A 25,059-nucleotide genomic window follows, 5' to 3' on the forward strand; every position below is an offset into this window, starting at 1 on the left:
AACTGTCATTAAATATTTCAGCTCAGCATATTCAAATAACTCTCTTCAAAGAGCCCTATTCGCTGACAAGCGTCTAAAAACGGTTTTTTAAGAAAGTTACTATCAGTGAATGGACGAATTTGAAAATTAAGATCTACCGATTGAAGAAAATCATCAGGATCTCGACCCAAATGTTTCCATTCATCAAATACCTGCACCAGCCACTCCTTACCGTCGTTTTTGGCGCATAGCTTAGCCTTATAGCGCTCTTCAACACCGTAAATATCTTTCCATGTTTCGATTTTTTCATTGACTGCATCAGGACCGAATTGCAGATTGATGTCTTCAGGTTTCAGATTTTCAATATCTGTATTTGTCAGTTCAACTTTTATAACGATTGCATGTTGTTCTGTTGAATAGGGATAAAAAGCAGCACGGCGTTCTACTGAACGAGTATGGGCTTTCGGAGAGTAGGAAGGATCTTTACTTGTTTTATAACTACTATTGCAGTGGTGGCAAGCAGGCACTAAATTCTTGAAATTAATTGAGCTAAAAGGGTATATCGCTTTAGGCAAATAATGGTCATAGGCCTCACGTTTACTATGATATTCACCAAACAAATCATTAATACCACAAAATGGACATTTGCCTGACTTATTGATTTCGACAAAGGCTTGATAATGTTCATCAATTTTCCCCACTTTGCGAGACATTTCTTTGGCTTCAAAATTGTATAACCCTGTAAAAAACTTTTTCAGATCGTTTAGTAAATCTGGGAATTTTCGTTCAATATCAGAATAGTGCGTAGCATGCAAACCTATTTGATTACTACATAACCCTTCAATATTATTATTACTCAAATACCACCATTTCAATTTACGAATCTGTTTTAAACTAAAACGCGCAAAGTGAAGGTAGATTTTTTCTACATTGCCATAAAAAAAATCAGCATTCTGTTTATCTGAGTAATAGAAACTTTCCATTACTTCTCGCAACTCAGGTTTATCATCAAAAAGCTCTAGCTTAAAATCACCACACATTGGAGCCCTGCACCAAACCTTATGAAAAATAAAATCAATAAATTCCTGCATCTTTTCCATTTGATGCGGCACATAGGTGTAAGCAAACAGCATTATTACTCGACCTCCGGACTATCACGTCCTTCACTGGAAAGAATTGCTTTGATTAGCAATAGCTTTTCGACGGAGTCACCTAGTTTCTGATGGATTTCATTAATCAACTCTTCACTATCTTCACCGCCTTCTTCAAATCGGCAGCGAAACTCATCTAAAATCCGTTGGGCATGAGCGCCAATGGTTTCGCGTTTGCCAAAGGTGTTCATAGTGATTTTATTAATTGATGCACCGAGGGTATTGTATTCTGGTTTGTGAATACTCACTTCACGCGTATTTTTATCTTTTTCGAAAACCAGCACCTTTTCAGGCTTGCTGTCAGAAATCAAAAATGGGGTATGAGTGGTGATGAGTATTTCAGAAGAAGTCTCACCACTTTCTGGGAAACATTGACGCAAACGACTTATAAAATTTGCTCGCCATTCAGGATTAAAGTGGGTTTCTGGCTCATCCAGTAAAAACAAGCTATTGGTGTTACGAAACAGTAAGCATAGTCCGAGGCTATGTAGTAATTGGTGTTCACCATCTGATAGCTCTTTCAGCATCATCTGTTCTGTAACACCGACCTTACTAAAGCGAACAAATTTAAAACGCATAATTCGCTGGTCTGACGCTAGCGTTGGAATTGTCTCACTAACATAGTGGCTGTGACTCTTGTACAAATCGGCCTTGAGTGTTTCGCTTACCGTGTACAAGTTAAGCGTCAATAGCACTTGAAATGCTTGAAATAGTGATAGCGGATCGTTACTAAAATTCTCTTTGAACGCCTGTTGAGTTGCCCCATTGACCCAGTAATCCAATATCAAACTATCGCTGGCATCATCCTTATAGCTCAGTGTTGCGCAGCGTTTTAGGGCGCTGACCATGCGTGACGATTTTTCATCACCCTCCAATAGCTGCAATAGATCTAGCCGGTAAAGAGTGTTGCCCAGTTCATCCTCTTCGGTATTCAGTGCGGGGTGATCTTTGACAATGCTTTCAAGGGTTTGAGGCTGGCTTTCGTTACTACTAACAAAAGTTTCAAGTTGTTCTGGTGTTAGCGCAATTGTACGGCGCAGAATAATGCGAAATTCCTTCAGAGCTTCAATGCCCACATCTTCTCGAAATGGCTGCAAGGTTCTCTCATCCTGAAACAGTAAATTACATAGTAATATCGCTTGGCTAAAACTGTTATCCAAATAAACCATACTCGTTTCAGGGTAACCTGAGTAAGGCAATTGCTGGCTCAAGGCATTCCAGTATTCATCAAGCTGGATAAAGCGCATTTTAAAGAACGGCAGGCTTAAAATTTCATTTTCACCCGAGGAATAGCCTAGTACGAAATCTGGCAGCAGCTGGCGAGCATAGGTTCTACCCAACGTCAACTCAGTGGGCTGATCAGAGTCTTCGTGATTGAGTAACCACCATTGAGGAGGCTCATCGGGAATTTTTTTGACACATACCCGCGCTAGGTTGCTATAACCTTTTACTTTGAAGTTGTCGAGAGGATTAATCAGGTATTCTAACTCAAAGCCATCGGGGATCGCTTTACTACCCCGAAATCCTTCTGGGTTTTGATCCTCATTGTAAGCAAAGCTGCCAGGAGGGTTATCCAGATAGAGACATTCCATGTGATAAAAGATGGAACCCAATACTTCTAGTAAATTTGATTTACCACTGCCATTGGGACCAGCACAAACAAAGGAGGCAAAGCCTTCATTATCTGTTAGCTCTTCCTGCAATGACCATTCGTTGCGAAAGTGATGCTCGAAGCCAAACGGTAAGCTACGAAATCCCGATGGATCAGTAATCTTGAGACGAAGTAATTTCATAACTGAGCAACCTTTAGCTCAATTCGATTGTTTATCTCATTAAACGTTTGAACCAATTTTTCATCAGACAACGCTTTAAAAACCCATTTTTGTATGGAGTCATAATCACTAGAACTCAGTTCAAAGTCATCCTCTGGATGAAGTTCAGAGATACGAATTTGTGCCATAGAAATAAATTCATCAAAAGAAAAGGAATTTAAACCTAACTGTAATGAATAGCTCTCTAGCCATTCATTAAGCAGATAAGGTAAATTTTCTCTGTCTATTAAAGCCTTTAAGAGATAGTCACTCTCAGGTAAATGAATATCTGACGTAGTCAGTTCCACTGTATCACCAGTTATAAGGCCTCTAAGTTGCGTATTTTTCTCTAATATAGGCTGTCTATCTACTAATGGAACTCGAGACAAATCAAGTTCGCCTTTAAAAGCTTGTTGACTTAATGCACCATAAAGTGACTCAAAATCATTCAAGCCTTTCTGATATTGGGACTTAAGTGCTTCGACTTTTTCGACTATGGCGGCGAATTGATTTTGAAGCTCTATCGGTGGGACTGGTAATTCAACGGTTTTTAAATTAGTCTTAGAAATGTTAGGCATTGAACCTGCTGCACCTGTAGCAAATGATTGTATTACTTTGCGCTGAGAATCATTTATCAAAAGCTTCCAAACATAGATGGGATTAATTTCAGCATCATCTTTAAAAATAAATCGAAAAATAAGATCCGGCATTAATAGCTTTGGGCGCGTTTCAAAAACATATGCGCAAGCTGCCACAAGTTCGTACGTATTTTTTCTACTAAATAACAAGTCACCTACTTTGACTTCATGCTTAATCTCAGGTAACACATCATAAGGTAGGGCTTTATTCTCACTATGCTCAAATTCGCAACGTGTAACTGCCCCAAGTTTCAAAACGCCCCACTCATCGTCAATGGCTGGCCTTGCTTCACACTTAGGGCTTTTCCCACTATCAATAGAAGACAGCAAGTCTTTAAATATTTTTTTATTCCATCCTTTCTCATTCCTTACAGGGTCACCAAACATCTCCAAAAACACGCTTTTGAGTAGATCTTCGAGTTGTTGTATGTGTTGTTTACGTTGAGCGATCAGCCCTTCCACCTTTCCAAGCAGATGAGCAATGCGGATTTGATCATTGATGGGGGCAAGAGGAAATTTTATATTTTCCAAGCCTTTGTACTTAAGCGAGTTCCGAACAGCGCCTTCTGTATTCGCTCGAATTTGAGAGTTACCCCATTCACTTTTCAAATAACGTAACAAATAATCTGCATGAAGATCTTTGCTACATTCGAACGTGATATAGAGGGGACTAACTAAGACAGAGGATGAATGGCGAAGGTAGTCAATTGACCCAACATTGATTCGAGAAGGGTTATAAGCGAATTGACCAGGCTTAACCACTTTGTAGTTGGAAACATCTTTACTAAATACTTCCTTACTAAAGTACTCGGTTGACCGTGTAAAGCCTCCTGAGTTTGTAACTGAAAACACTTCAATCTCAGAACCTGAGTTATTTCGGACCCTTACCTGATGAACATGTTTTCCAAGCTCTACTACTTGGTAACAGCTTTTCATCCGATAATCCCCTTAAGCTCCAACAAATCATGCACAATGCCACTCTGAACATTGCTTAACCCCACATCATCCAGTCCACCAACTTCCGCTTGAATCAGGCGATCCAGAATCACACTGGGTGCATCGTAATGCACCTCTTCAAATACATCTTCTTTGTAACGGCTCAGGGATAAGTCATAACCCTCGCCTTCTATCTCTATACGCGGCACCATAAAAAACTTGGCTCTGCGGTTTGTGTCTTTTGCGGCATCGCGGGTACGGTATTTTTCAACAATGTCTTGCAGGTCACCATAGCCATCTTGCTTACTACGTTTATCATCTAATGAATAACCATCGGAAGTCATTTCATAAAACCAAACGTTTTCGGTGGCAGGTTGTGTGACTTTGTCTGATGGCCCCCAAACCTTTGTAAAGAGCAAAATAGCGGTGCTCACGCCTGCGTAAGGTTTAAAAACTCCACTGGGTAAAGTAATCACCGCTTTTAAATCACAACTCTCGATTAATATTTTGCGTAAATCTCTAAAGGCTTTGCTAGAGCCAAACAGCACGCCTTGAGGTACAACCACACCAGCCGTGCCACCTTTTTTTAGCAACCGATAAATATTTTCAACAAACAGTAATTCTGATTTGGTGGTAGAAAGCTGCAAGTTTTGGTTTATATCACCTTTATCAATACTGCCGGTAAACGGTGGGTTAGCCATTATGATGTCGTATTCTGCTTCCTGGTTATAACTTTTAGAAAGCGTATCCTTGTAATCAATATTTGGATCATCAATGCCGTGCATCATCAAGTTCATTAAACCCATTCTGACCATAGTACTGTCAATGTCATACCCCCAAAGCGAGGAACTTAAAATAGCCTGCGCTTTTTCGGTAAGCCCCGCAGCAAGCGAGGTACGTACAAAACCATCTTCATCCGGTACTAAATTCTTTGCCCCCGCTTTAAGCGCTAATTGCGTAACAATGTATTGGTACGCCCCTAACAAGAAACCACCCGAACCGCAGGCTGGATCGGCAATTTTGTGGCCGAGCTGCGGCTGGACCAAATCAGCAAGCAATTTAATGATATGGCGAGGTGTGCGGAACTGACCGTTTTTACCAGCTGTCGCAATTTCTGATAGCAACATTTCATAGACATCACCCTGAATATCCTGAAAAGCTTGACCTTTTTCCTGGGAATCTCGTTCCATAACCACGAAAATTTCGTCGATAGTTTTAACAGCCTCCACCAACAATGCAGGCTTAAGAATAATGAACACAGCATTTTTCATGTGGTGAGTAAAATTGGATTCTGCACCGTTTAAATCTTTTAAAAACGGAAACACTTTACGTTGTACATGCTTAAGCATCTCTTCGGCTTGCATGCGCTTAAATTCACTCCAACGTAATGTAGATTTTTCAATCTGGTGCTTTTTTTCTTCCTCAAGCTTTTTTTCCCAATCGGCGTCTGTATCGCTTTCTTCTCTTCGGGCTCGATATTCAGGAGGAATCCATTGACCTTCAAACTTTGAAGTATAAGATTCATCCATCCATTCAGCATCTGCTTGACGCTTTAAATCCTGCTCGTCAAGGCGTTTCATAAACAATAGATAAGTGATTTGTTCAATAGCTGTTAACGGGTTGCTAATGCCACCACTCCAGAATTTATTCCATAGCTGGTCAATTTTAGTTTTGAGTTCAGGGTTGTTCTGTAACATGAATTTACCTTAAATTAGGCCGCCAGCACTTGCGCCAGTTGCAAAATTTCATTAATTTCGGAAGGGCTGAATACCCCTCTTATACCTTTTGGGTGTATCACCGTAAAAGGCGCATTGATTAAATCTTTTTTTTCCACCTTTTCACGTTCAATAATGAAGTTTTTCAGCAAGTTCAAAAATTCCAGTTGGCGGCTGTTGAGCGTGGTGTGTGCATGAATAAATTGTTCGAAGAGAGCGTTTACTTCATCAGGAAAACTTTTCAATACTTCAATGCCGACAATATGACGAATGAACTGAATAAAACGCGCCTTGCGATTTTTGTAAACTTGACGCAACAAGTCTTCGGTAATGTGAGGATGCTCTTCGTGAAGTAACTCTGCTAACTGGTTTGCTTCATCACTGTTGATCTCTTCGCCGTTTTTAATCTTTTGCAGTACTGGATTATGTTCGGTGAGTTGGGAAATTAGACTTTCTACCATTTCTCGATAACGAGTGACACTAACCGCTTCATTTTGCGGACCAAACTCCACTCGTTCTTTTTTGTGAAGTTCATCTATTAAGTCGAGGTGAGTTTGCTCCTGCCCGTTGTTTTGTTCGCGAAACTTCATTAAAGGACCAAGTTTGGTCACCATCTCATCAAAGCAATCTTCGTCGGCCTCACTCCAAAAAATTAGTGTTTGCGCTGCGCGGATTAGCTTTTCTTCAAGTTTTACAAAAGGCACCGATAAAGGTAGTTCGCTGATTTGTTCGATTACGCCTTCTTTTAAAATTTCAGCCTGCTCTTTTTCTTCCCTTAAAACTAATAACGAATATTCGAGAACATCCCGTTCAAAACGCATGGCCTTGAAATCTGCTTCGGAGACAGTGCGAAATAGCGGCTTAATTTGGGTGCGTAGAAATTCTAGCTTGTCATGGTTAAGTGTAAGCCAGAAGTTATCATCATTAAGATGGGCAATTTGTGCCGCCGCTTCTTTGATTACGACGGAATTTTGTGGCAAGGCGTCAATTTGCGCGCACAACTTGGCTACTTCCCGAGCAGCTATATCTACATGGTCTGTATCATTTGCCGCTTCGATTTTATCCAGCCTCAAACCCACTAACTTAACAGGTAACGGTAGTTGAGGTTTGAGTTCTTTTCCTTTGGGATTAAGTTTGAAATATTCGAAATTATCCCAACAATCTAAAATTAAGAAGACGTCTTTTTCCGTACACCATGGTTTAGGCTTGCTGGCCTCCAGCAAACGGGTTCCACGTCCAACCATCTGCCAGAACTTGGTATAGGAATAAACCGGCTTGGCGAAAACCAGATTAACAATCTCTCGCACGTCAATACCGGTATCAAGCATATCCACACTAATAGCAATGCGAGGCATGTCATTGTTGGTAAATTGATCGAGCAAACCGCCTTTACCGTAAACACGAGGGTCATCAGAAACAAGAACCTTGGCAAGTTCACCGTGGTATTGAGGGTAAAGCTTATCAAAGATTTCTTCAATACGACGAGCATGAGCCTTAGTAGCGCAGAAGAAAATCGTTTTGCCCGGCAGCACACCATTAGCATCTTTGATAGCTTCTTCCATAAACTCTCGCACGATTAGGGTATTGGTACCTTTGTTTACTACTTGCTTTTCCAGTTGAGTACCTTCGAAGTTAATGTCCTCGACCTCTTTCCCCTGAAGAATCAGTTTTTTCTGGTCTTCCAGTGAAATGGTGCGTTTACTAATACCATCCATTTGAAATTTAGTCTGAATTTTCATTACTTGAAAATTACAAAGGTAAGGCGGTACGTTATTAACGGCTTCTTCGTAGGTGTAGGCAAAAGTAGGGATTCCATCTTCACAGTGGAATAACTCAAAAGTATTATGATCAATAACATCAGTTGGTGTAGCAGTTAACCCAAGAGTGATTGTTTTAAAATAATTCAATACTTCACCAAAGGTGTTGTAGATAGAACGATGACTTTCATCGACCACTATGAGATCAAAAAAATGCGGTGATAAATACTGCAAGTCATCGCGAATAATATTAAGCATGGTTGGATAGGTGGCAACATAGACACGGCGATCTTTGGCGATTAATTTTTCACCCACTTTCGGCCAGCGCGGTTCGTTAGGCATATGCTCTTTGAAAGAGGCTAGCGCTTGCTCACGCAAGGCAATGCGATCTACCAAAAACAACACTTTTTCAGCATGGCCTGCGCGCATCAATGCATCAGTGAGTGCTATGCAGGTTCGGGTTTTACCGGTACCAGTTGCCATCACCAACAGAAAGTCACGTTTTTTCTGTTCAATGCCCTCAAGTACTGAACGAATCGCACGAATTTGGTAATCGCGACCAGCAATTGAGGTATTTATCAATTCTTGAGTGAGTGGTTTTCGATTGCGGCGGATATAAGCGAAACGCTCTAAATCATCGCGAGTAGGAAAGCCAATGACTTTTCTGGGTGGTGCGTTTTCCAAATCCCAAAAATAGTGCTCATGGCCATTAGTGTAAAAACAAAATGGCAGCTCGCCACCAAATTGCTTTTGGATGTTGTAGCAATACTGTTTAGCTTGTTCTCGCCCTAAAGCTGCATCTTTACTTGTTCTCTTTGCTTCTATAACAGCAATAACCTTTCCATCTTTACCAAGCAAAACATAATCGCTAAATTGATGTCCTTCATATTTGCGTTGTGGTTCAGCAACTTTATAAGGCTCAACAAGAATATCAAACTCCTCAACAACCTGAGTTGGATCAGATAAATTCCAACCGGCATTTATTAAAAGTTTGTCAATCAGATTAGCTCTAGTTTGAGCTTCAGAAATTGCCATAAATTAATCCAATACAATGCATCGAAATACGAATACATAAACTATTTATTTAATGAATGATAAAGCCTTTGCCTTGTTTTATAGTTAAGCTTTAAGTTTTCGACCGACTCTATATACCAATCCGGAGATTTTTCTAAATCTTTTAGCAAGCGATTATAACGGATACTCCCCTCCAACCAAGCCTGATATAAGTTCAGAGGCCAATTCAATAGCAACCACCAAGCACACTGAATAATTTGAAAACGAGTCCTAACATCATGTACTTCAAAATACCTTAAATTCGGATTAGGTTGTTTTATAGTCAAATTAGTTTTTGACTCCATAAAAACCAACAACTTTTCAGCCGTTACGCCATGCGAAAACAACTTAACAAATTGGTGTAACACGACTAATTGTTCTGACTGGTATTTGGTTAGCTTATTTTCTTGCATCCCTGACAGTAGCAGGCTCCATCGTTTCGAAATATCGTTATTCCAGAAAACTGCTTTTTCAGACTTTGAATCAACCAAATCAAACCCGCAATTGAAGCAGGTAGATAAAGGTTTATCACAAGCAGTTTCTTCGTTGCCTTTGCCAAGCTCAATACGCTGAAACACAACCGGTTCACCGCAACACGGACAACGATCTTGCATCATGACGTTATGCTTCGGGCAAAATGTATAGAGAGAAATTCGCCCATAAGTTCTAAAGTACGGCTCTTTATCTTCTTTTAAACATTCCGAACAGAACTGCAAACCGTGAGATTTGCGAGTACGATGGTAGATTCTGAGCGGAGTAATCCATTTCTTAATACCTGAAAGCGAGGAGTGATCGAACAAAACACCTTCGTAGCGTTTAAGCGTTGTCTGCCGGACTCTTTCAATCGGTGTTGCCGTTTTTTCGGAAAGTTTAGCTAGCAACCATTCAGGAGCTAACCGATCAATATCCCGATTCCAAATCTGATGTTTGGAGCCGAACTCATGATGGCAAAAAGATTGAACCTTCTCTCCGTTAGCATGAGCGATTCGAACGAGCCACGACGACAATAGTTCATCCTGATAAGGATGGGGATGAACCGGCCATAACTTACCCGTAAACATCGCTAGATCCCCAAAATTCTATCCATTTGCGCTCTTCTGTCCGAAGGTGCAACCCAATCCATACTATTGAGTAATTTCAACGTAATTTGCTCGTCGCCGTTTTTGATTGCCTCTATAGCCGACTTCGATAGTAGCTTGGCAAGCTCGCCAATATAACCGTCCGTCATAGAGTGGAGTTTGCCGGCAATTTTATCCTCGTACAAATACGACGGCTTTTTCAACGGCAACAAAGCTTCAAAACTTGCCAGTAGCCGCTCATAGTCTTCGTCACCTAAACGCCATCTAGGAAGCGGAGCCAATTCAAAACGATTGGCTAACTGAGGGTCTGTTTGAATCGCGTTAAATGCTTCTCGAATACCGACAGCAACAATCGGCACTTTCAGCTTATTACCTAGCGTTTTAAGCACATTTAAAAACGAACGTTGCTGATGCGTACTACCGGCAAGAATATGTTGTACTTCGTCCAAGACCAACATTTTTACTCCTATTCTCTGGCAGACCTTCACCACCTGCGAAAGTTTTTTACCGGCACTGTCTCGCTCTTTAAATTTCTCGTACAGCTTGCCGAGAATTTCATCATACAGACGACCTTCTTCCGGTTTAGGGGGACAATCAATATAGAGAATTGGAACGATTACACTTTCGCCTTCCGGATTATCTTCCGGCGGATGCATATTGCAGAAGCGTTTCACCAGCATTGTTTTTCCGTTATTGGTATCTCCGATAATTAGAAGATTCGGCATACGATCGGAAACGGGGTAGTTATAAAGCTCTTCCATCTTTGCTAGTAACTGTTGAGCTCTAGGATAACCAACCCAGCGTGAAGACCTAATCGCTTGCATTCTTTCCTCGTCGGATAACTCCAATAACTCGCGAGTTTTCAGGGTTAAATGTTCTAAATTCATAACATTTCATCCAAATCATCAAAAGGCTTGATAGCCTTTTTAGGCTTTACGACTTCTTCCACTACTTCTAATTCGTCTTCAATGACAACCGGCTTTTTTTCCGGCTGTATTGGCTGCATCGAAATGTGTTTTTTACGAGCTTGCGATCTTCTAGCCGCTTTAGATTTTATTGCTGCATTTTCTTCAATTTCTCTTAATCGAAGAATCATCTCAAATAACTGATGTTCGTCATGCTTACCTTGATTTTGCTCTTTCAATCGTCTCTGAGCTGCTTTAAGTTCCCAAACACTGACCGCTGGATAGGCAGTATTACGATAAGGAATGGAATAATATTCTTCGGTTAATTCGTCGTAAAACCAAATATGACTGATGTCGCGAGGGTCACGACGAACGATAAATTTACGTTTCGCTCTTGGATTGTCAGGATCGACTGAATTCACCCAAACACGCAAAACATCGGAAAAATAAACGACCTCGTCAATCACAATTCCAGCTCTTTGAACCGTCCTTTCAAAATACGGTAAAAAATCCAATCGTAATCTTCGTTCATCTAGAATTTTAGGAGGTAAACCTTTACCGGGGTTCTCGTCATCACCTAACAGACCTTCTTTGTACTTTTCCAAAGGGGACATACCCAATGCCGAATGAACGCGATTATGGTAAACGCCAACGATATATACAGTCAGCCACTCTTCCAGATCGGATAAAGTTAAAACAGCGTTGCCTTCACTATCGTAATCACCTCTTTGCTTAATATTAGAAAACGTTGCTCCTGATACCCCTTTTAACTCTTCACCGAGGGTTCCCAAATAACGCTCAATATGAGCTCCATAATTAGGTCTACCTACAGGCCTCCAATCAACATTAATGCCATACTGGTCACATGCTCGTTGAATCATTTTCCCTCTAAAATCGGCCCCATTATCCATATGCAAACCATCTGGAAGCCCCCAACAGGGCCAGTCGCCATTAATGTTGTATTTAGCGAGCCAATTTTCTTTGGACAAAATCGCATGGGAAATTGCCAAGCCGGTAATCAAACCGGACGGTGCATCAAATCCGACACGAAAACCTAAAACCATTCGTGAATAAACGTCAAAAACAACTGTAATCCAAGGACGACCCAAAGGCTTACGCCAATAATCATCGCAAAGCTGAATATCAAGTTCAGTATGATCGACCTGAACATAAGCCAAGGGCCAATCCGCTCCTGGAAACTTACCTCTAATAGCCGTATATTTTTCAGCGGCTTTTTTCTGCCCTTCACGTGCCGCCATCATTTCTTTAGGATTCTCTTTCTTAATCCAGTTTCGAATGGTATTGCAGTGAGGTATTTTCAATTTTTTCTCTCGGCAAATTCTTTCAACCTCTCGGCATACCTTAGCTACGGACTTTTTCTGCTGGGTTTTATATTCCGTCTTAATTACCGACTTAACAATTTCTTCAACCTCAACACTCAATCGCGCCTCGCCTTTATCGGCTCGCTTCTCGGGAATAAGATCCGTTACCTTCCCCGTTTCTTGATAACGTTTAATCCAGCCGTAAAGTGTATTGGTTGAAACACCTGCTTGTTTAGCTCTTTCTGAAACCATTTGACGAGTTCTTCCGGAAGCCAACAACGGCTGGATAATTTCAAATCTCTTCATCGCATTATTCCAAAGCGTGTCTGAAATTTTCTGCAAATCGTCCGTTTTATTAGATTCGTCAAATTTAGCGACTGAAATTTCCGATATTGGTACTTCCCTTATCTCGTTAGTTTCAGAGTGAATAAGCACGACACTATTTAGGTTATTCAGCTGACGAATGAAATATCCTTGATTTTCATATACAACACTTTCGCCAACTTCCAATCTCAATAGCCCGTTGTTACTCATATCTTTCACCTATGGCTTCCAGTAAATTGGCGTATTCATATTTAACGCTTCGTTTTCCAAATCGCATCGGATTTGACGAGTTCCCACCAAATACCAAAGCGTAGGAAGCAATGCAGCCTTATCCCAGTCACTTTGAACCAGTTCGCCCAATAACTTAGCCGGTGTCGAACTTTTGAGCTCACGCAATTTATTATCTAGCAAATCCATATCGCCTTCTCTATCCGCACCACGCCGAATAAATGGCTGAAGGAATTTTGCGTTTTGCTGCAAAACCGAACGAATCTCGACTTCACTCATAATCTTAAACTTCCAACCCTGCTGCTTAGCATAGTGCAAACCCGCTTTGAGTTTAGGCTTCAACTCGTCCCATTTTTCCTTGAGATCGGAACGATATTTCACTTCAATTAAAAAGGTTTCAATGCCATGCTTGGTTTTGCGCTTAAAAATGACATCTGGAAAATATCGACGACGCTTACCATTCTTATCCGTCCACTCGATCTTTACAGGCTGAACTTCGAATTCAAGCACTCGGGAATCAAATTCGAGAAGTGTGATAAAATCGCGCTCCAAAGTGGATTCAAACATCGCCGAATCAATCGACTTGCTGGAAGCATGGATTCCGGTGACGTTACGGTAGCTTTTTGGGATACGTCTAACAGGCATAATTAGAAATCCAGTCCAGTTTAATTTTGTACAAAACTTACTTTACTGAATTGATTGTAGTTCAGTACAAAATTATTTTGTAGAAAAAGCTTTATAAGGCACTTCCAGTACAAATTAATTTTGGAAGTCACACAGAATATCCAGTTCAACGCTTTGTAACTTAGGAAATTAAGATGTCACAAGATTTCGTTCAACGTTTTTTATTTAAAGAGCATAGCATCCGCGGGCAGATGGTTCAGTTGGATAAAGCTTGGCAGAAGATGACCGAAGACCGTCATTATCCGGCGGTGATCAGCGAGCTATTAGGCGAGTTGACAGCGGTGAGTGTGATTATGGCAAGCGGCTTAAAACATCAAGGCAAAATCACCCTGCAAATTCAGGGCTCAGGGCCGGTTAACCTGCTTGTGGTTGAAGTGACTCACGATTTTAAACTACGCGGTGTCGCTAAAACTTCTCAGCCGATTGATGAACAGAAAACGATGGATGAACTGCTGGGTGACGGTCAAATTCTGGTGACCTTGGAAAACACTCAAACCAACCACCATTTCCAAAGTTATGTCCCTCGTGAAGCGGATACCGTTGCTAAGTGCTTTGAGATTTTCTTCCAACAGTCAGAACAATTACCTTCTGGTCTGTGGCTATCAGCCGATGACCAACATCTTGGCGGCTTATTAATTCAAAAAATGCCGGATACCGATAGTAAAGATGAAGATGCTTGGGATCGTATCAACCACTTGGCGGAAACCGTTAAGGATGATGAATTGATGACTCTGGACAGCGAAGAACTGTTACATCGTCTATTCCATGAGGAAACCATTGAATTATTCGACGCACAGAAAGTAGTTTACGAATGCCCGCAGGATAAAGAACGGGTCGATAATATGCTGCGTAAACTTGGTAAGGAAGAGGCACTGAAGATTATTGAAGACGAAGGAGAAATCGTAGTTCACAACGAGATTTGTAACTACCACCTACGTTACTCGGCTGAAGATGTCGAAGCTTTGTTTAATGAAGAATCAAGCGTGCAATAATTCATTATTAAAATTACTTTGTAAAAACCCGCCAATTGGCGGGTTTTCTATGTCCGAAGCTGACGATTTAGTCTTCCAACTTCCGAGTAAATACCCAGTCGGTATCGGAAGATATTTCTGGATTAAAGCCATACCCTTGATAATCGAAATGCTTTAACTCTTCGGCAGTTTCAACTTTATGATCAGCGGCATAACGCGCCATCAAGCCGCGTGCTTTCTTTGCATGGAAGCTGATGATTTTGTATTTACCGCCTTTCCAATCTTTGAAAATCGGCGTGATAATACGACCGTTCAGAGCCTTCTTATCAACTGCCTTAAAGTATTCATTGGAAGCCAAGTTAACAATGGTATTGCTATTCTGTTTCGCCAAATCGGCATTCAAAGATTCACTCAATTTTGCGCCCCAGAACTGGTACAGGTCTTTGCCTTTTTTATTGGCAAACTTAGTCCCCATTTCCAGACGGTATGGCAACATCATATCGCACGGTTTGAGCAAACCGTACAGACCGGACAGAATACGCAGATGGGCTTGCAGGTAGTCCACTGATTCCTGATCCAGACTGTAAGCATCTAAGCCTTGATAGACATCGCCCTTGAATAACCATGCCGCTTGTTTTGCTTTGTCTTCCGCAAACGGATACGCCCACTCTTGAAAACGATCATAATTCAGTTCCGAAAGCTTCTCGCTGATATGCATTAACTGACCGATATCGACCGGCCCAAGCTCTTTAAGCTGTTCAATCAGTTCTTGTGACTCGGCTGCAAACGGATATTCCGTCGCCGTAGCGGTCTGTACGGTATTTTTCTCGTCCAGCGACTTGGCAGGGGAAACAAGCATTAACATGGTTTACTCCTAATGATAATTTTTATCGATAAAAAAGCCCTGCTAAGCAGGGCATTTAACAAGAAAACGCTTACTTGTGTTCGTCCGGAAGCACTAGGTTTAATTCCAGTACTTCAAAACCATTTTCTTCATCGATATTGATTTTCAACTGATCCTGATCGATCTCGACGTATTTGGCAATCACTTGCAGAATTTCGTCACGCATCTTCGGCAAATAGTCCGGTGCTTTGTTCTCGGCACGTTCGTGTGCCAGTAGAATTTGCAGGCGGTCTTTAGCCTTATTAGCAGACTTCTGTTTGCGTTGTCCCAGTAGATAGTCTAATAAAGCCATAATTATTTCCCGAATAGTTTCTTAAACAAGCCTTTCTTCTCTTCTTCCAAGAAGCGGTGATCAACTTCGCCACCTAAGAAGCGCTCGACAATATCTAGGTAAGCTTGGGCTGCATCGGTATCTTGCGCTAAAACCACCGGCTCACCCGAGTTAGACGCATTCAGCACGTCTTGCGACTCCGGCACCACACCCAGCAGTTTAATGCTTAGCAGGTCAACCACATCATCTTTCGACAACATCTCACCGGCATTAACACGAGATGGATTGTAACGAGTCAGAACCAAATGTTCTTCAACCGCTCCGCCCTCTTCCGCTTTACGCGATTTGGCTTGCAGAATACCTAGGATACGATCCGAGTCACGCACCGAAGAAACTTCTGGGTTAGTTACCACAATCGCTTCATCAGCGAAATACAGTGCTAATTGAGCCCCTTTTTCGATACCGGCCGGAGAGTCACAGACGATGAAATCAAAACCGTCTTCTTTCAACTCATTAATTACGCGTTCAACGCCTTCTTGAGTCAAAGCGTCTTTATCGCGAGTTTGCGATGCCGCTAGGATATAAAGCCCTTCAACTCGCTTGTCTTTAATTAGCGCTTGTTTCAAAGTCGCTTCACCTTGCACGACATTAACGAAATCATAAACGACGCGACGCTCAACGCCCATGATCAAATCAAGGTTACGCAGACCTACGTCAAAATCGATAACGGCAACTTTTTTGCCTTTTTGCGCTAATGCAGTTGAGATACTTGCACTGGTAGTGGTTTTACCAACCCCACCTTTACCAGAAGTGACCACGATGACTTTTGACACTCTACTTCTCCTAAGTCGCTATAGAGAAAGCTTTGCACTGATGCAAAACCTTCGTTTTGATATTACATTGCGCTCATAATGAGCTGTTCGTCTTTAAGTCGAATTTCGACCAGACCGTTGTTTTTGTATTGTTCGTCAATATCATCGGCAAGCTGATAGATACCGGCGATACAAACTAATTCTGGATTCATCTGTTTGGCGAAAATTTTGGCATTCATGCAACCGGCAGTACCGGCGATGGCTTTACCTTGCAGTTTACCGAATACCGTAATATTGCCGTCGGCGATAATCTCCGCCCCCGGATTAACCGAACCGAGCACAATTAAATCTCTGTCTTTGGCGTAAATCTGCTGACCGGAGCGAATCGCACGTTCAATTACCAAAGCCGATTTCAGACCCGGTTCATCCATCACCACCGGCGCATAATTCGGCTCCGCTGGCTGTTCCGGCTGTTTCTCTTGAATGGCGGCACGCGGTTTTTCGTCACTGCCTTCATTGGTCGGACGGCGAGTATCTTCAGGGAAAATCGCCAAACCGGTATAGGTTGCCTGTTCTTGAATTACAGGGTCTTTGGAACGCAAACCGATAGGAATCATCTGCAATTGATGCAAGTATTCAACCAAAAGCGCTAGGAAAGTCGGGTCTGATAACTCGATTTTCGGCTCGATAATAATCGGAATGCCGACAAAAAAACTCGGAGCCTGTTCAATTTTTTTGGCAAGACTCGCTTTGGTCTCATTAATATCTGCGGAATAAATGTGCAGGACGGTAAGAGAGAGGACTGAACCTTTTAATTCAATGACTTGTTCGGACATGCGTCGGACTATATTTTATTGTTGTAGTAAGAATGCACTGATTTTAGAGTCTCTCCGCAATAAATACTACTCTCTTAGTGGATTTTTTTGCCGTTAGGCTGTCACCAGAAAAAAACTTAAGGCGTGATACCGGCTTCTTCGAGAAAATGCTTAAGATTGGTGACATCACTTTTATTGGTCAATTCATGACCGTGATGCGGCAAACTAAGAATAAGTTCCGCACCGTTGAGACGAATTCGCGCTCGATTAGCGGTGGTGGTATCGACATCGGCACCGAAATGCTCCAAGGTCGCGGCTAATTTTTTCCAATCCAAATTAGTGGCAATCGGATGGGCGAAAATCTTACGAAGCATCGCTTGGTGTTTTTGGCTCATCACATCTCTCCTTAGCAATCAATTTTTGTAGCAGCTGTATTTCGTTCAAATCCAGATAACGCCACTGTCCGGCTTTTAAACCGTTCACCGTTAAACCGGCAAATTCGATGCGCAGTAATCTTTCGACTCGCAAACCGACGACCGCACACATACGACGAATTTGGCGATGCAGACCTTGCTGTAAATCAAACTGCATCAGGTTCTCGGCCAAGCGGCTAACCTTACACGGCAGGGTCTTTTGCAGTTGTACCCTACTTGGCAATTCAACACCGGCGGCTAACTGTTCAACCTGCGATAATTCAACGGTTTTATCAACCGTAACCAAATAGCGTTTCGGCGCAGACTGCTTGCCGGTTTTCAATAAGCCTTCCGCCAGAGCGCCTTGATTGGTCAGCAATAAAAGCCCTTCAGAATCCTTATCCAGTCGCCCAACCGGAAACCAATGCAGCGGCAATTTCAATCCGACAGCCAGCAAAGCATCACTTAAATTCTCGGCTACATCAGCTTTACTGGTAACAACCCCACGAGGCTTATAATAGAGTACAAACCACGGTTTGATATTGGCAGTTGCTAACGGCTTATTATCAATCAAGATTTTTTCGGTGCCGCTGATTTGCATACCGACTTTAGCAAGCTTGCCATCAACCACAACCCGCCCATTGGCAATCCAGCGATCCGCCTGGCGCTTTGAACAAACTCCCTGACGACTAAAGAATTGATTAATGCGCACAGCGATTCAATTAGCAATCTGGGCAAATAAGCGCTTCGGCTTCTTGCAGACGCTCTAGAGTACCGATATCCGACCAAAAACCTTGGTAGACCGCGCCACTTAATAATTTCTGTTGCATGGCGTTTCTTAGAATCGGTGCAAGCGGAATAAAATCGACTTCCATATCAGCAAACATCTGCGGCTTGAGCACACTAATGCCGGCAAAAGTAAATTCACCCTGCTCAGTGACGCGCTGATTTTGCAGACCAAAATCGCCTTTCGCATTGAACGCCGGACTCGGCACCAATGTCAGATGGCCTAATAAATCTTGTTCCCGCACTTGCTTAGCGCGTTCGACCATTTCGACAAAATCAATATCGCAATGCACATCGCCGTTTACCAATAGAAACGGTTCCGTTCCTAGTTTCGGCAAAGCATTAATAATACCGCCGGCCGTTTCCAAACCACCTTCCGGCTCCGGCGAATAACTAATTTGCAAGCCGAAACGACTGCCGTCGCCAAGGGTCTGTTCAATCTGCTCGCCAAGCCAAGCGTGATTAATCACCACTTCCTGCACACCGGCTTGCGCCAATTTTTCCAGATGATATTCAATCAACGGCTTTTGGCACAAAGGCACCAACGGCTTGGGAATGGTATCAGTCATCGGGCGCAGACGCTTGCCACGCCCCGCCGCCAAAATCATCGCTCTGGGAATGAATTGCACCGTCATTAACTCGCCACCTGCAAGCTGTGTAATTTCGGCAACCATTGGCTATCAATCCACTCGACCAGCGGTTTCATTTGCGGATATTTTTCGCCGACTTGCGTAATGTATTGCAAGGTTTGCGGAATATCATTCAGATAGCCGTCTTTACCGTCGCGGTGATATAAGCGTGCAAAAATGCCTGACGCTTTCAAATGACGTTGGATGCCCATTAAGTCAAACGCTTTAACAAATTCCGACCACTCATTCTTAGCCACGACTTGTGCCGCGCACAACTCTAGAAAATAAGCGCGCAGCCATTCTTCGACTTGCTCCGGCGGCCATGCAATATAACAATCGCGCAATAGCGATACCGCATCGTAAGTCAAGGCGCCATGCACCGCATCTTGGAAATCGATAATTCCGGGATTCAAGCCCGGCGCAACCATTAAGTTACGGCTATGATAATCGCGATGCACATAGGTTTGCGGTTGGGCTAAAGCCGACTCAGCCAGCAATTGTTTGATGTCTTGCCATTGACCTTGTTGCAATTTATTCAAACTGATTTCTAAATGCTTCTGCCCTAGCCAGTCGCTGAACAGATTCATTTCAGTATTCAATAACGCATGGTCGTATTTCGGTAACTTCTTCGCTACTTGGCTTCCTCCTGACTGCAAGGCCACCAATGCACTCAAGGCATCGCGATACAGGTTATCGGCTCTGCTTTCATCATTTGGATTAAGTTGACTTAAGTATGTATCCGTGCCTAAATCAGACAACAATAGAAAGCCTTGTTGTAAATCTTGCGCTAGAACCTTCGGCACATTCAACCCCAACTCAGCTAAGGTTTGCGCGACCGAAATAAACGGGCCGCAATCTTCATGTTGCGGCGGCGCGTCCATAATAATCAGACTGTTATTGTGATAGCCAAGCAACGCCGATTCTTGCTCGATAAACGGCGTATCCAATTCAATACGGAAATAGCGACGGAAACTGGCATCACTGGATGCCGGTACCGGTTGACTAAAGCGGTGCTCGGCCAATAACGGTAATTGTTCAAGCCAAACACAAATCTGTTGAAATCTTTCGTCCATTCAGGGTTAATCCAGTTAAAATAAGCGATCAAGAATAATAACAAAGCACTCTAATGATTGTCTGTGTAATGTCAAATCTCGACGCAACTGCCAATAAAAACTTTGCCGAATTGTCGCAAAGTCTAGCACCGATAGCCCCCCGACTGCGGAAAAAACCCGTTTTACACGCGGCGCTCTCTCTGGCTCTTGCCGGTATATTCAGCTCTCCCGTGCTAGCCGAAGACAATACCGTTATACAACAATATTTTGACATCAGTAATGACTGTCTTCCTGAATCAATCACCGACCGCCCTGCAAATCTTTTTAGCAATCCGCAGACCGAGCTGAATACCAATCTGCTGGCCTCGCCAATTACCATTAACGCTGACCGGCTGCATCAAACGGATAAACAAGAATTCCTCCTTGAAGGTGCAATTGAACTTCAGCACCCACAAGTGCGAATCTACGCTGACGAGTTACTTTTAAATAGCGAACAGCGTCAAGCGACCCTAAAACACGGGGTACGCCTGCTACAGAAAAATCTGAGTTTACTGACCGAAGAAATCGTCATCCAACCTCAACATCTGAAAATCGCTGCCAATCGCTACCAAATTCTGCCGAGTCGTGCTTACGGTGACTCCAGTAGCATCGAGCTTGATCAAGCTAAACAATATGCCGAGTTGCATGACGCTAGCCTGACTACCTGTAAACTTAAAGATGATGGCGATAAAGACTGGGAACTGACCGCCGGCAAAATGATTATCGACCAGCAAGAACAGCGTGTTATCGCCAAAAACACCGTACTTCGCTTTAAAGATGTACCGATATTCTATAGTCCTTACTTAAACTACCCGCTGAACGACCGTGCTAGCGGTTTGCTGTTTCCTGAAATTGGTTCTTACAAAGCACTGAATAACCAACGCCGTACTGAATATGCGGCGTTACCCTATTACTTCGCCCTAGCACCGAATTATGATGATACCCTGACGGTTATCCCGATGACCGATGGTTTGGCATTGGATAATGAGTTCCGCTATTGGGGCTACCTTGGAACAACCGAACAGCGCCTAACCTTAGATACCAGTCTGTACCACAACAATAGTCCCGATAATCAGGAAGATAACCCGCGTTGGCGCGTCGGTTTACAGGACGCGATTCGCTTTACTCCAAAATTCTCTGCCAATATTGATTGGCAGCAGACGTCTGATCCGAATGTTTTCAATGACGCACCAATTGAAAAGACATACCTGAACGCCACCAAAGCGACCCAGATGGCTCGTTTGGACTACCGGCACCAGAATGCACACGCCTATTTGCTGTACAGTGGTTACCAAGAACTGATTAATTTTGAAAACAACTATGAAAAACGTCCAGAAGCGGGCTTAAATTTACAACAAAGTTTGTTTAAAGATCAAATACCGGGTAAGGCCAGTTGGTACTTTCAAACTCAAGCGACCGATTTCCGTTTAAAAACCAGCGACCTCAACCGTGCCGAAGGTCTACGTTGGCATAACAAAGCCGGTATCAACTATCGGCTGCGTAAACCCTATGCTTTCGCCCAAGCACAGGCAAACGCCTATTACACCGACTACCAGCTTGATGAAGGCGCAGTAACAAGCGAACAACGCTTTATCCCGCAGTTAGCAGTGAGCGGCGGCTTAATCTTTGAAAGACCCTTCCAGTTCTCTCAGAGCAAGTATCGTCAAACGCTGGAACCCACCGTGCAATATCTGTACACAGGTTATCGTCAGCAAAACCAATTGCCGCTCTTTGACAGTGCTCTACGTAGTCTCGATTTCGGAAATCTATTTGCACTAAACCCTTATGTCGGTGCCGACCGCATTGCTGACAGTAATCAGATCAGCGCCGCTTTAACCAGTCGCTTTATTGACGAAAAAGGCAAAAGTCGCTTGGAATTGGCGATTGGTCAAAGCTACCGTTTAAGCGATTCTGAAGTCTTACTTGAGGACGGTTTTGACGGCTCCCAAGGTGCATCCGACATTTACAGTAAAGCGCAATTCAATTTTGATAAATTGCGAATCTATTCGACCATCGCTTTTGACCCGCAAGAGCAAAGCATTCGCGCCAGTGCCAACCGTATTCGCTGGCAGCCGAACGAGCGTAACGCCTTATTTGCCAGCCACATCAAACAACGTCAAGAAGCTCTCTATGCCAGTGAGACCGTTATGCTTGGAGCCCTGTCGCAAGTGCATCAAAATTGGCAGCTGAATGTTATCGGTAACTACGATACCGAACTGAAGCAATGGGTCGATTCGCAAATTGGTGTACGCTACGATAGCTGCTGTTGGTCAACGACAATCATTGCAGAACGCACACAACTAGAAAATGATTTGTATAATGACAGCATTCGATTTCAGTTTGAGCTAAAAGGGCTTAGTACCCCGAACAATACTCTGCAAAAACTGGACAACCTATTTAATTTTTAGTGATTGAGCATAATGAAACCACTTGTTAAAGCCACCCTTGTTTCCGCCCTAAGTCTAGCTGCAATGATTCCACCAATCAGTGCAGCCGCTACCAACGATGCCATGCAAGATGCCGTCTTGGTTGACCGAATCGTCGCTGTCGTCGATGACCGCATTATTCTGAAAAGCGAATTAAATACTCGGCTATTGGAAAAATCCGACGCATTGGCGCAACAAAATATTCCTGTAACCGATGTGGACGCCTTACGTGAACAGGTTTTAGAAAGCTTGATTACCGAAGCCGTGCAACTGAGCCGTGCCGAACTGACCGGCTTGAAGATTTCAGACCAGGAATTAAATGAGCAGATGGAAAAGATTGCGGCAGAAAACAAAATGACGCTGCTTGAACTACGTAACCGCCTTAATCTGGAAGTCGATGACGGTTTCAATAAGATGCGTAATAAAATCAAGACCCAGATGTTGATTCAAAAATTACGTCAGCGCGATGTTATCAGCCGTGTGCAAGTTACCGAAAGCGAAATCGAGAACTACCTAAAACGTAAAACCCTCGCCAATAAATACCGTGAAATCAACCTGCGCCATATTTTGGTGGCATTGCCGGAATCGGCTAATCAAAAACAACGCCAAGAGGCATTAAAGAAAATCGATGACATCCGCCAACGCGCAGTAAGCGGTGAAGATTTCGCCCAACTGGCAGTGCGATATTCAAACGGCTCACGCGCCTTGGAAGGCGGCGATTTGGGTTGGATGAATGACTCACAGGTTCCGACTTTCTTCGCTAAAGAGGTCAATAAACTAGAACTCGGCGAAATTAGTGAAGTCATCCAGAGTCCAAGCGGTTTCCACTTGATTCAGATTGCCGACCAGCGCCAAGCCGGTACTCAGAAAGTTTCCCAGTTCCATCTATACCGTTTCTTGGTATTGAGTGACGGCGCCATGAGCCAGGCTCAAGCACCGGTATCCATTCAACAAGCGGCGGCTAACATTAACAGCTTAGAAGACTTTAAAGGTCTGCAAGAAAAATTTGCCGACATTCCAAAAGAGGTCAATGCTAATAACGATATGGGTTGGCGTTCGGGTGAAGACATCGCTCCTAACTTACAAGAGCTGCTGGTACGTATTAATGTTGGTCAAGCGATGCAACCGGTCGCCACCGACCGCGGTTGGATGATCTACTATCTGGATGGCATTCGTACCGTTAACGAAGACGCTGCCGATAAACGTGAAGAAGCCGCTAAAGCTGTGCAAATGCGTAAAGCCAACGAGATGTTTGATCTTTGGTTACGCCGTCTACGCGATGAAGCTTATGTTCGTATTGAACTATAATCGACTCAATCCCTATTAATTTTCACAAGGGCTGTAACGCCCTTGTTTCGTTTTTAAAGAGAACAATTAAATGACTGCACGATTTGTCATTACTTCCGGCGAACCGGCCGGAATCGGTCCAGACTTGGTTTTAGCTTTAGCGCAACAAGATTGGCCGGTACAGTTAGTCGTCCTTGCCGACAAAGCACTACTTGAAGAGCGCGCTGAAATGCTCGGTTTAGAAGTTGACTTTTTTGACTACCAAGCCGGTTCCAAACCGCAACCGAGCCGCGCCGGTCAACTGCTGATCGAACAAGTCAATTTACCGGCTAAGGTAGAACTGGGCAAACTCAATACAATCAATGCCAGCTATGTTTTACGCATGTTGAAACGCGCTATTAAAGGCTGTATGAACAACGAATTCGCAGCGATGGTGACCGGCCCGATTCACAAAGGCGTAATTAATGAAGCGGGACTGAAATTCAGCGGGCATACCGAACTCTTAGCCGAGCAGAGCAACACTAAACAAGTGGTGATGATGTTGGCAACGCCGGGTTTACGTGTCGCTTTGGTGACGACGCACTTGCCACTGAGAGATGTTCCAGATGCAATTACGCCAGAACTACTAACCGACATTTTGAATATCACTAATCAGTCATTAAGCGAACAGTTCGCGATTGAATCGCCACGCATTTTGGTGACCGGCTTGAACCCGCACGCCGGCGAAGGCGGTCATATGGGACGCGAAGAGATTGAAGTCATTGAACCGACTTTAGAGCAATTGTCAAAAAACGGTATGAACCTGCACGGCCCTTATCCCGCCGATACGCTATTCACACCCAAATATCTGCAACAAGCGGATGCCGTCGTGGCAATGTATCATGACCAAGGGCTACCGGTGCTAAAACATATGGGCTTTGGAAATGCCGTTAATATCACCCTTGGTTTGCCATTCGTGCGCACCTCGGTTGACCACGGTACCGCTCTGGATTTAGCCGGAACCGGTAAAGCCGATGTCGGCAGTTTTAACTACGCCATCGAAGTTGCGATGCAAATGACCGGACAGGAATAA

21 protein-coding genes are annotated in these 25,059 nt (G+C 43.3%); 4 read left to right on the forward strand and 17 right to left on the reverse strand.

The features are described 5' to 3' along the window. Positions 1-17 precede the first annotated feature (17 nt). From J3998_RS01320 to J3998_RS01360, 9 genes are read right to left on the reverse strand one after another with little or no spacing between them, the layout of a single operon-like run. Positions 18-1,112: an HNH endonuclease gene (locus J3998_RS01320; protein ID WP_208146689.1), complete on the reverse strand. Its 1,095-nt coding sequence runs from the start codon at positions 1,110-1,112 to the stop codon at positions 18-20. 2 nt (positions 1,113-1,114) lie between these two features. Next, positions 1,115-2,923, reverse strand: coding sequence for a restriction system-associated AAA family ATPase (locus J3998_RS01325; protein ID WP_208146691.1), 1,809 nt, complete (start codon positions 2,921-2,923; stop codon positions 1,115-1,117). Then, a complete protein-coding gene (locus J3998_RS01330) occupies positions 2,920-4,515 on the reverse strand; it encodes a restriction endonuclease subunit S (protein WP_208146693.1) in 1,596 nt (531 codons plus the stop codon). Before J3998_RS01330 ends, J3998_RS01325 begins: the two co-directional genes overlap by 4 nt. Beyond that, entirely contained in the window at positions 4,512-6,212 is a 1,701-nt protein-coding gene (locus J3998_RS01335; RefSeq protein WP_208146695.1) for a type I restriction-modification system subunit M, read from the reverse strand. Before J3998_RS01335 ends, J3998_RS01330 begins: the two co-directional genes overlap by 4 nt. Positions 6,213-6,226: 14 nt before the next feature. Then, the gene (locus J3998_RS01340) at positions 6,227-9,022 is read right to left on the reverse strand and encodes a type I restriction endonuclease subunit R (RefSeq protein WP_208146697.1); all 2,796 of its coding nucleotides are present in this window, start codon (positions 9,020-9,022) and stop codon (positions 6,227-6,229) included. A 41-nt stretch (positions 9,023-9,063) separates the two neighbouring features. Beyond that, positions 9,064-10,101, reverse strand: a complete 1,038-nt coding sequence (locus J3998_RS01345; protein WP_208146699.1) for a TniQ family protein — start codon at positions 10,099-10,101, stop codon at positions 9,064-9,066. A gap of 2 nt (positions 10,102-10,103) precedes the next feature. Further along, positions 10,104-11,006, reverse strand: a complete 903-nt coding sequence (locus J3998_RS01350) for a TniB family NTP-binding protein (protein WP_208146701.1) — start codon at positions 11,004-11,006, stop codon at positions 10,104-10,106. Beyond that, positions 11,003-12,880: a Mu transposase C-terminal domain-containing protein gene (locus J3998_RS01355; protein ID WP_208146703.1), complete on the reverse strand. Its 1,878-nt coding sequence runs from the start codon at positions 12,878-12,880 to the stop codon at positions 11,003-11,005. The genes J3998_RS01350 and J3998_RS01355 overlap by 4 nt, the downstream gene beginning before the upstream one ends. Before the next feature lie 9 nt (positions 12,881-12,889). Further along, positions 12,890-13,543, reverse strand: a complete 654-nt coding sequence (locus J3998_RS01360; RefSeq protein WP_208146705.1) for a TnsA endonuclease N-terminal domain-containing protein — start codon at positions 13,541-13,543, stop codon at positions 12,890-12,892. Positions 13,544-13,716: 173 nt separating this feature from the next. On the opposite strand from J3998_RS01360, the gene hslO reads away from it, so the two are divergent. Further along, on the forward strand, positions 13,717-14,574 hold the full coding sequence (gene hslO, locus J3998_RS01365) for an Hsp33 family molecular chaperone HslO (RefSeq protein ID WP_208146714.1): 858 nt from the start codon (positions 13,717-13,719) through the stop codon (positions 14,572-14,574). A 67-nt stretch (positions 14,575-14,641) separates the two neighbouring features. Here hslO and yaaA read toward each other — a convergent pair whose 3' ends face one another. The 8 genes from yaaA to J3998_RS01405 form a co-directional block, all read right to left on the reverse strand. Next, positions 14,642-15,418, reverse strand: coding sequence for a peroxide stress protein YaaA (yaaA, locus tag J3998_RS01370; protein ID WP_208146724.1), 777 nt, complete (start codon positions 15,416-15,418; stop codon positions 14,642-14,644). 70 nt (positions 15,419-15,488) lie between these two features. Next, on the reverse strand, positions 15,489-15,749 hold the full coding sequence (gene minE, locus J3998_RS01375; protein WP_208146726.1) for a cell division topological specificity factor MinE: 261 nt from the start codon (positions 15,747-15,749) through the stop codon (positions 15,489-15,491). A 2-nt stretch (positions 15,750-15,751) separates the two neighbouring features. Continuing rightward, entirely contained in the window at positions 15,752-16,561 is an 810-nt protein-coding gene (gene minD / locus J3998_RS01380) for a septum site-determining protein MinD (protein WP_208146728.1), read from the reverse strand. A 62-nt stretch (positions 16,562-16,623) separates the two neighbouring features. Beyond that, positions 16,624-17,376, reverse strand: coding sequence for a septum site-determining protein MinC (gene minC / locus J3998_RS01385; RefSeq protein WP_208146730.1), 753 nt, complete (start codon positions 17,374-17,376; stop codon positions 16,624-16,626). Between the two features lie 116 nt (positions 17,377-17,492). Beyond that, the gene (locus J3998_RS01390) at positions 17,493-17,750 is read right to left on the reverse strand and encodes a hypothetical protein (protein WP_208146732.1); all 258 of its coding nucleotides are present in this window, start codon (positions 17,748-17,750) and stop codon (positions 17,493-17,495) included. After that, on the reverse strand, positions 17,719-18,480 hold the full coding sequence (locus tag J3998_RS01395; RefSeq protein WP_208146741.1) for a pseudouridine synthase: 762 nt from the start codon (positions 18,478-18,480) through the stop codon (positions 17,719-17,721). The genes J3998_RS01390 and J3998_RS01395 overlap by 32 nt, the downstream gene beginning before the upstream one ends. Before the next feature lie 10 nt (positions 18,481-18,490). Beyond that, positions 18,491-19,228 (reverse strand): N-acetylmuramate alpha-1-phosphate uridylyltransferase MurU, encoded by a 738-nt coding sequence (murU, locus tag J3998_RS01400; RefSeq protein WP_243750544.1) that lies wholly within the window; start codon positions 19,226-19,228, stop codon positions 18,491-18,493. Further along, positions 19,189-20,256 (reverse strand): aminoglycoside phosphotransferase family protein, encoded by a 1,068-nt coding sequence (locus J3998_RS01405; protein WP_208146743.1) that lies wholly within the window; start codon positions 20,254-20,256, stop codon positions 19,189-19,191. The genes murU and J3998_RS01405 overlap by 40 nt, the downstream gene beginning before the upstream one ends. A 68-nt stretch (positions 20,257-20,324) precedes the next feature. On the opposite strand from J3998_RS01405, the gene J3998_RS01410 reads away from it, so the two are divergent. From J3998_RS01410 to pdxA, 3 genes are all read left to right on the forward strand, one after another. Continuing rightward, a complete protein-coding gene (locus J3998_RS01410; protein ID WP_208146745.1) occupies positions 20,325-22,682 on the forward strand; it encodes an LPS-assembly protein LptD in 2,358 nt (785 codons plus the stop codon). 12 nt (positions 22,683-22,694) lie between these two features. Beyond that, positions 22,695-24,008, forward strand: a complete 1,314-nt coding sequence (locus tag J3998_RS01415) for a peptidylprolyl isomerase (RefSeq protein WP_208146748.1) — start codon at positions 22,695-22,697, stop codon at positions 24,006-24,008. A gap of 70 nt (positions 24,009-24,078) precedes the next feature. After that, positions 24,079-25,059 carry a 4-hydroxythreonine-4-phosphate dehydrogenase PdxA gene (gene pdxA, locus J3998_RS01420; RefSeq protein WP_208146750.1) on the forward strand — a complete coding sequence of 327 codons (981 nt, stop codon included), beginning with the start codon at positions 24,079-24,081 and terminating at the stop codon, positions 25,057-25,059.

The organism is Thiomicrorhabdus marina, assembly GCF_017571465.1.
Taxonomy (GTDB): domain Bacteria; phylum Pseudomonadota; class Gammaproteobacteria; order Thiomicrospirales; family Thiomicrospiraceae; genus Thiomicrorhabdus; species Thiomicrorhabdus marina.